Annotated in this window: 8 protein-coding genes; 3 read left to right on the plus strand and 5 right to left on the minus strand. The window is 64.6% G+C overall.

Annotated elements, in window-relative coordinates:
* The 3 genes from EOA24_RS22635 to EOA24_RS22645 all read left to right on the plus strand — a co-directional run.
* Nucleotides 1-490: histidinol dehydrogenase (locus tag EOA24_RS22635; RefSeq protein WP_189354137.1), on the plus strand; the 490-nt coding region annotated here is incomplete at its 5' end.
* On the plus strand, nucleotides 487-1,266 hold the full coding sequence (locus EOA24_RS22640; protein WP_127410081.1) for an SDR family oxidoreductase: 780 nt from the start codon (nucleotides 487-489) through the stop codon (nucleotides 1,264-1,266). The genes EOA24_RS22635 and EOA24_RS22640, both read left to right, overlap by 4 nt.
* A gap of 54 nt (nucleotides 1,267-1,320) precedes the next feature.
* Nucleotides 1,321-2,025, plus strand: a complete 705-nt coding sequence (locus tag EOA24_RS22645; RefSeq protein ID WP_210213598.1) for an FCD domain-containing protein — start codon at nucleotides 1,321-1,323, stop codon at nucleotides 2,023-2,025.
* A 171-nt stretch (nucleotides 2,026-2,196) separates the two neighbouring features.
* Here EOA24_RS22645 and EOA24_RS22650 read toward each other — a convergent pair whose 3' ends face one another.
* The 5 genes from EOA24_RS22650 to bioB form a co-directional block, all read right to left on the minus strand.
* The gene (locus EOA24_RS22650) at nucleotides 2,197-3,180 is read right to left on the minus strand and encodes a beta-ketoacyl-ACP synthase III (protein ID WP_127410082.1); all 984 of its coding nucleotides are present in this window, start codon (nucleotides 3,178-3,180) and stop codon (nucleotides 2,197-2,199) included.
* Nucleotides 3,177-4,442 carry an adenosylmethionine--8-amino-7-oxononanoate transaminase gene (locus EOA24_RS22655; RefSeq protein ID WP_127410083.1) on the minus strand — a complete coding sequence of 422 codons (1,266 nt, stop codon included), beginning with the start codon at nucleotides 4,440-4,442 and terminating at the stop codon, nucleotides 3,177-3,179. The genes EOA24_RS22650 and EOA24_RS22655 overlap by 4 nt, the downstream gene beginning before the upstream one ends.
* Entirely contained in the window at nucleotides 4,439-5,077 is a 639-nt protein-coding gene (gene bioD / locus EOA24_RS22660) for a dethiobiotin synthase (protein WP_127410084.1), read from the minus strand. Before bioD ends, EOA24_RS22655 begins: the two co-directional genes overlap by 4 nt.
* Nucleotides 5,074-6,228 (minus strand): 8-amino-7-oxononanoate synthase, encoded by a 1,155-nt coding sequence (locus EOA24_RS22665; RefSeq protein ID WP_127410085.1) that lies wholly within the window; start codon nucleotides 6,226-6,228, stop codon nucleotides 5,074-5,076. Before EOA24_RS22665 ends, bioD begins: the two co-directional genes overlap by 4 nt.
* A partial coding sequence (gene bioB, locus EOA24_RS22670; protein ID WP_127410086.1) for a biotin synthase BioB occupies nucleotides 6,225-6,880 on the minus strand: 656 nt, incomplete at its 5' end. The genes EOA24_RS22665 and bioB, both read right to left, overlap by 4 nt.

Below are 6,880 nucleotides of genomic sequence, written 5' to 3' on the forward strand. Positions count from 1 at the left end.
GGCCGAAGTCGAGCGGCTTCTCGGCATCTTGCCGACCGCATCGATCGCCAGGCAGGCATGGGCCGATTTCGGCCAGGTGATCGTTTGCGACACGCAAGACGAAATGGTGAGCGCGGCAGACCGCATCGCTTCCGAGCATGTGCAGGTCATGACGCGCGATCCCGATTACTTTCTTCAGCGCATGACCAATTACGGAGCGCTTTTCCTCGGACCGAGGACGAATGTCGCCTATGGCGACAAGGTGATTGGCACGAACCACACCCTCCCGACATTGGGAACGGCGCGCTTCACGGGCGGGCTTTGGGTAGGCAAGTTCCTGAAGACCTGCACCTATCAAAAGGTCCTCACGGACGAGGCCTCGGTGATGATCGGCGAATACTGCTCGCGGCTTTGCGTCCTCGAGGGGTTCCTCGGGCACGCCGAGCAGGCGAATGTGAGACTGCGGCGCTACGGCGCGCGCAACATTCCTTATGCCGAGGCTGCGGAATGAACGCCTCGCCCGTTATGCTGCCGAAGGTGCCCTCGTTCCGGCTGGACGGGCGTCGCGCCTTGGTGACGGGCGCCGGACGCGGAATCGGACTGGCCTTGGCCGCAGCGCTATCGGAGGCGGGGGCCGACACGGTGCTGGCCGCGCGGACCAGGAGCAAGGTGGAGGAGGTCGCGACGGAGCTGAGGGCTCGAGGCGGCAAGGCGGAGGCGCTTGTTCTGGACGTTACCGACATTGCCGGAGCCGGCGAGTTGATCGCGCGACAGCCGGCTTTCGACATAGCGGTGATCAATGCGGGCACCAACAGGCCGAAGCTGATGGCCGAGGTGTCCGAGGCGGACTATGACATCGTTCTGGATCTCAACGTCAAGGCTGCCTATTTCTCGGCCCAGGCCGTTGTTCGCAAAATGCTGGCCGAACATATCCGGGGCTCGATTATTTTCACGACGTCGCAGATGGGTCATGTCGCGATGGCAACGCGAACCCTCTATTGCGCGTCGAAGCATGCGGTGGAGGGACTGGTGAAGGCCATGGCTGTTGAGCTCGCGCCGCACGGCATCCGGGTCAACAGCATTGCCCCCACCTTCATCGAGACCCCGATGACGGCTCCTTACTTTGAAAGCAAAGCTTTTCGAGATGAGGTATTATCCAAAATCAAGCTTGGCCGACTTGGTCGAGTCGAGGACCTGATGGGGGCCGTTGTCTTTCTTGCTTCGGACGCTGCTGCATTGATGACGGGCACTTCGATCAAGGTCGACGGCGGCTGGACGGCGGAATGACTTTTGCGGCTTTGACATTCGACCCAAGTCGGCCAAGAAGCGGCACGATGCCTGATGCATTTGAACCACTTCGACGGCCAGACAAGCGACATTGACATGGATCCGATAGCCCGCACGATTGCCAACGACGTCTACGAGCAGCTGCGCCACGATATCATTTCGTGCCGCATGCTTCCGGGGTCCAAGATCAACATCCAGGCTCTCGTTCAGAAGTACGAGGTGAGCTTGGGCGCTGTCCGCGAAGCGCTGTCGAAGCTTTCGGCCGAGGGCCTCGTCGACGCCAGGGCACAGCGTGGATACACGGTCTCGGACGTGTCTCCGGAAGACCTGGCCGAGTTGACCGACGCCCGCGTCCGCGTCGAACAGGAGTGCCTCAAGCTCGCGATTGAGAATGGCGGGCTCGAATGGGAAACGGATATCGTGGCTGCCCTCCACCGTCTCAGCCACACGCCGTACACGATGCCCGATGACGCTGCCGTTCTGGACCAGCGCTGGGTCAAGGCCCATCGTGAATTTCATCGTGCTTTGGTGTCAGCCTGCGGCAACCGCTGGCTGCTTCGGATACGTGCGCAGCTATACGATCAAAGCGAGCGCTACCGTCAGCTCTCGGTGCCGCTTGCAAGATCAGAACGCGATGTAGCGCAAGAGCACAGGGATATCGCAGATGCTGTCATTGCTCGAGATGTCACGCGCGCCTGCGCGGCGATAGCATCGCACATGTGGACGACGACGCAGATCGTCACGACCGGGCTGAGCTGAGTACAACTCCAAGCTTACTATACGAAACTGCAGCGCTGAAACACGCCTTGGCCAAATCCTGAACGAGGCCGCTGTGCATTGGGTTCACGGCAAAGGTCGGCTTTCTAGTAGTAGTTCAATCATTCGGAAGAGGACGATCTGCTTACGGCCCAAGAGGCACGAGATTCCGACCTAAACGCCAACCACCAGCGCCCCGCCGGTTAGCCCCGCGCCGGCAGCGGCCAGCAGCAGTTTTTCACCCGGCGCGAAAGGTTTGGCGCAGTGCGCAACCGACAGCGACAGGGGGATCGTTGCGGCCGACGAGTTGCCGTAGTCGGCTATGGTCTTGACGATGCGCTCATCCTCGATGCCGAGCGACTTGCCGACCGCGTTGAAGATGCGGGCATTTGCTTGGTGCGGCACGAAACGAGCGATGTCAGGCGCCGAAAGGCCAGTCGCCGCCAGCGCCTCGTTTGCACAGCGGCTCATCATCTCCACCGCCTTAGTGAAGACGTCGCGGCCATTGACGATGGTCATGCGGGTTTCGGCGATGTCGATCTCTTGCGCGAAAGGACGGTTGCTGCCGCCGGCCGGGATGTGGATCAGGCCATAGGCGGACCCATCCGAGGCAACTGAGGCGCCGAGAATGCCGTGGCCGGCGTCGCTTGACGGGGCCAGCACCACGGCGCCCGCGGCGTCCGCAAACAGCACCGCGCTTGCCCGCTCGGTCGGGTTGATCCGGCGGCTCAATATGTTGGCGGCGATGACGAGGGCCGGCTTGTTGTGCAAACGCACGAAGCCGTCGGCGAAGGTCATGGCATAGATGAACCCCGCGCAGGCGCCCGCCAGGTCGACTCCGCCGGCCTTTTTAAGCCCGAGCCTGTGCGCCACGAGCGGCGCGCTCGGCGGCAGCAGATGGTCAGGGGTCGAGGTGGCCAGCAGCAGCAGGCCGATCTCCTTGCGATCGATGCCGGCAGCCTGCAGTGCCATCTCGCCCGCTTTGGCTGCCATTCCGGAAAGCGTGTCGCCGGGCTCCGCCCAGAAGCGTGTGCGGATGCCGGTGCGCCCCTCGATCCAGCCCGCCTCCAGCCCGAGGCTTGCCTCGATCTCGGCATTGCCGACCCTGTGCGCCGGCACGGAATGGCCAAGGCCTATGATGCGCGCTGTGCGGCTCATCTCTTGTCGCCCGCAAGCTCGGCCGCCTCGTCTATTGCCGCGTAGAGCCGGTCGAGTTCGCCCGACGTGACGCAATAGGGCGGTAGCACGTAGATGACGTTGCCCAACGGTCTCACCAGCAATCCGCGCTCGAGGAAGAAGGCGCGCATCCTTGGCCCCACCTCGGCGAGATAGCCTGCCTTGCCAACGCGAAGGTCGAGCGCCGCGATCGTGCCGGCCGTGCGCACATTCTCGAAACGCGGATCCCGGCTGAATCGCGCGACCTTCTCCGCTTGCATCCGCGCCAGCGCCGCCACGCGTTCCGCCACGGGCTCATCGTTCCAGATGCCGACATTGGCGAGCGCTGCCGCGCAGGCGATCGGATTCGCCGTGTAGGAGCTCGAATGGAAGAAGGTCCTGGCGCGATCGGTTGAGTAGTGCGCTCGGAAGACCGCATCGGTGGCGAGCGTCGCCGCAAGCGGCAATGAGCCGCCCGTCAGCCCCTTGGAGGTGCACAATATGTCGGGAGCGATCGCTGCCTGATCGCAGGCGAACGTGGTGCCGGTGCGGCCCCAGCCGGTCATGACTTCGTCAGCGATGAAAAGCGTCCCGGAGCGCTCAGCAATGCGCTTGAGTTCAGCAAGAACCGAAGCAGGATAGATCAGCATGCCGCCGGCCCCGAGCACCAGCGGCTCGACGATCAGCGCGGCAGCTTTGCGGTCGCGCGCCAGCCGTTGGAAGGCGTCGAGCGTTTCCTGCTCTCGGCCCGCCGCGGGGAAGGGGATGGTGTCGACCTCGAACAGCAGCGGCTCGTAGGCGGCGTTGAAGACGCCGCGCGCGCCGACGCTCATCGTACCGATGGTGTCGCCGTGATAGCTGTGTTCCATCACGACGATGCGCGAGCGCGGGAAGCCATTGTTGCGGTGAAAGCCAAGCGCCATCTTCAGCGCCACCTCGACGCTGGTCGAGCCGCTGTCCGAATAGAACACCCAGTCGAGACCCGGCGGCGTCATATCGACCAGCGCCGTGGCCAATTGCTCGGCCGGCTCGTGGCTGAGGCCGGCGAAGATCACCTGGTCGAGCGTCTCGGTCGCCTCGCGGATCGCCTCCACGATCTTCGGATGGCGATGACCGTGGGTGATCACCCACCAGGAGGAGATCGCGTCGAGTATGCGCTTGCCCTCGCGCGTCTCGACATAGGCGCCCTCGGTGCGCACGATCGTCGGCGGAACCGGCTCGGTGGCATGCTGGGTGAAGGGATGCCAGACAGTGGAGCGGCTCAATGTGGAACCTCCCTCAAGTCGGCGACATTGAACGAAGCCCGCATGGCTGCGGAAAGTGCATCGGGCGTCAGAGGGTCGAGATGCGGCAGCCGACCAAGCACGCTCACCCTGCCCATTTCGGCGATCGTTTTTTGGGTATCGGCCATCTCGTCGCCGATGAACGCGACGCCGAGCAACGGAATGGCGCGCGCGCGCAGAGCCTCGATCGAAAGCAGCGTGTGGTTGATGGTGCCGAGCGCGGTGCGCGCGCAAAGAATAACCGGCAGTTGCCAGTCCCGGAAGATATCGATGAACCTCGTCTGCCGATTGAGCGGCACCATCAGCCCGCCAGCCCCTTCGATGATGAGCGGACCCGGCAACTCTGGAAGCGAGAGCTTTGCAGCCTCGATCGCGACGCCATCGATTTCGGCCGACCGATGCGGCGACAGAGGCATCTTCAGGCGGTACACTTCCGGCAGGACGCGCCCTAAAGGTAGGCCAGAAAGCCGGGCAACGACCTCGCTGTCGGTCTCCTCGCCGAGGCCCGATTGCACCGGCTTCCAATAGAAGCCGTCGAGCAGGCCCGTGAGACCGGCCGCAAACACGGTCTTGCCGATCCCGGTGTCAGTGCCGGTCACGATGAAGCGTGCCGTCATTGCGTGCGGTCCCATTCCTCGGCAAGCGCATCGAACAGCGCCGAAACGTCGGCTTCGCCGACGTCCAGCGTCAGCGAGATTCTGAGCCTCGCCGTGCCCTCGGGCACGGTTGGCGGGCGGATACCGCGCACGTCGAACCCACGCGCCTGCAAAGCCTCGGCCAACGCCATGGCGCGTCGATTGTCGCCGACGATGATCGGCAGGATCTGCGAACCGCTGGCAGGCAAGCCAAGGTCCTCGGCGCCCTTGCCTGCAAGCCCGACCAGCCGAGCCAACCGCTCACGGCGCTCCGGCTCCTGGGCGACGATGTCGATCGCCGTTGCCGCTGCCACCGCCATCAGCGGCGAGGGCGCGGTGGCATAGATGAAGGGACGGCAGCGGTTGACGAGATAGTCGCACAGCACCGCCGGCGCGGTGACCAGCGCGCCGGAGGCGCCCAGCGCCTTGCCGCAGGTGTGGAGCACCACGACATTGTCCCGGCCTTCAAGATCATGCGCGAGCCCACGCCCGTCCGGACCGTGGACGCCGGTGGCGTGCGCCTCGTCCACGAACAGGAATGCATCCTGTCGGTCGGCGACCGCGATCAATTCAGCGAGCGGCGCCCGGTCGCCGTCCATGCTGTAGAGGCTCTCGGCCACGATCCAGGGCCGGCCGGCGCCGCCTTTCACGCGCCAGGTCCGGATTGCATCCTCCACGGCGGCCGCATCGTTATGCGCGGCCTCCGCCATGTCGGCGCGGCCGGCGCGCGCGCCCTCATGCGCACTGGCGTGGATGAGTTCGTCCAGCACGATCAGATCGCCCTTCTGGGGCAGGGTTGTGAGCACCGCAAAATTGGCGACATAGCCGCCGCCGAAGAACAGCGCGCGCTCGGCGCCGAAGAAGCAGGCTGCCTTAGCCTCAAGCGCCTCATGTTCGGGGTCGTTGCCGCGCAGGAGCCGCGAGCCGGTCGCGCCGACCGGGGTGCCGGCGGCGAGTGCCGCTGCGACCGCCTCCCTCATACGCTTCGAGCGCGCGAGGCCGAGATAGTCGTTGGAGGCGAAGTCGGCGCCGGAGCGGCCACTGAGGCTCCGCAACCGGTCCTTGCGGGCCAGCCCGCGGAGGCTGGCCTCGTAGCGATCAAGTATTGCTCGCCCGTTCGCTCGGCCCTTCACTGAGCTTCGCGCTCCATCGGCTTGATGCCCAGGCGGCGGAACAAAGCGCTGTCCTTGTCCTCGCCCGGATTTTCGGCGGTCAGCAAAGTGTCGCCGACGAAGATGGAATTGGCGCCCGCGAAGAAGCACAGCGCCTGCATCTCGTCGCTCATCGCCGTGCGGCCGGCAGAGAGCCGCACATGCGACTTCGGCATCATGATGCGGGCTAGCGCAATGGTGCGCACGAATTCGATCGGCTCGATCGGTTCGGCCTCGCCGAGCGGCGTGCCCTCGATCGGGATCAGCATGTTGATCGGCACGCTGTCGGGCGGTTCCGGCAGGTTGGCTAAGGTCACCAGCATGTCGATGCGGTCGGCCTTCTCCTCGCCCATGCCGACGATGCCGCCGCAGCAGACCTTGATGCCGCTGTCGCGGACATTGGCAAGCGTGTCCAGCCGGTCGGCAAAGGTCCGGGTCGAGATGATTTCGCTGTAGTAGCGCTCGGAGGTGTCGATGTTGTGGTTGTAGTAGTCGAGCCCGGCCCGCTTGAGCCTCTGCGCCTGATCGAGGTCGAGCATGCCGAGCGTCATGCAGGTTTCCATGCCAAGCGCCTTCACGCCCTCGACCATGGCGACCACCTCGTCCATGTCGCGCTCCTTGGGGCTGCGCCAGG

The organism is Mesorhizobium sp. M2A.F.Ca.ET.039.01.1.1, from assembly GCF_003998035.1.
Classification (GTDB): Bacteria; Pseudomonadota; Alphaproteobacteria; order Rhizobiales; family Rhizobiaceae; genus Mesorhizobium.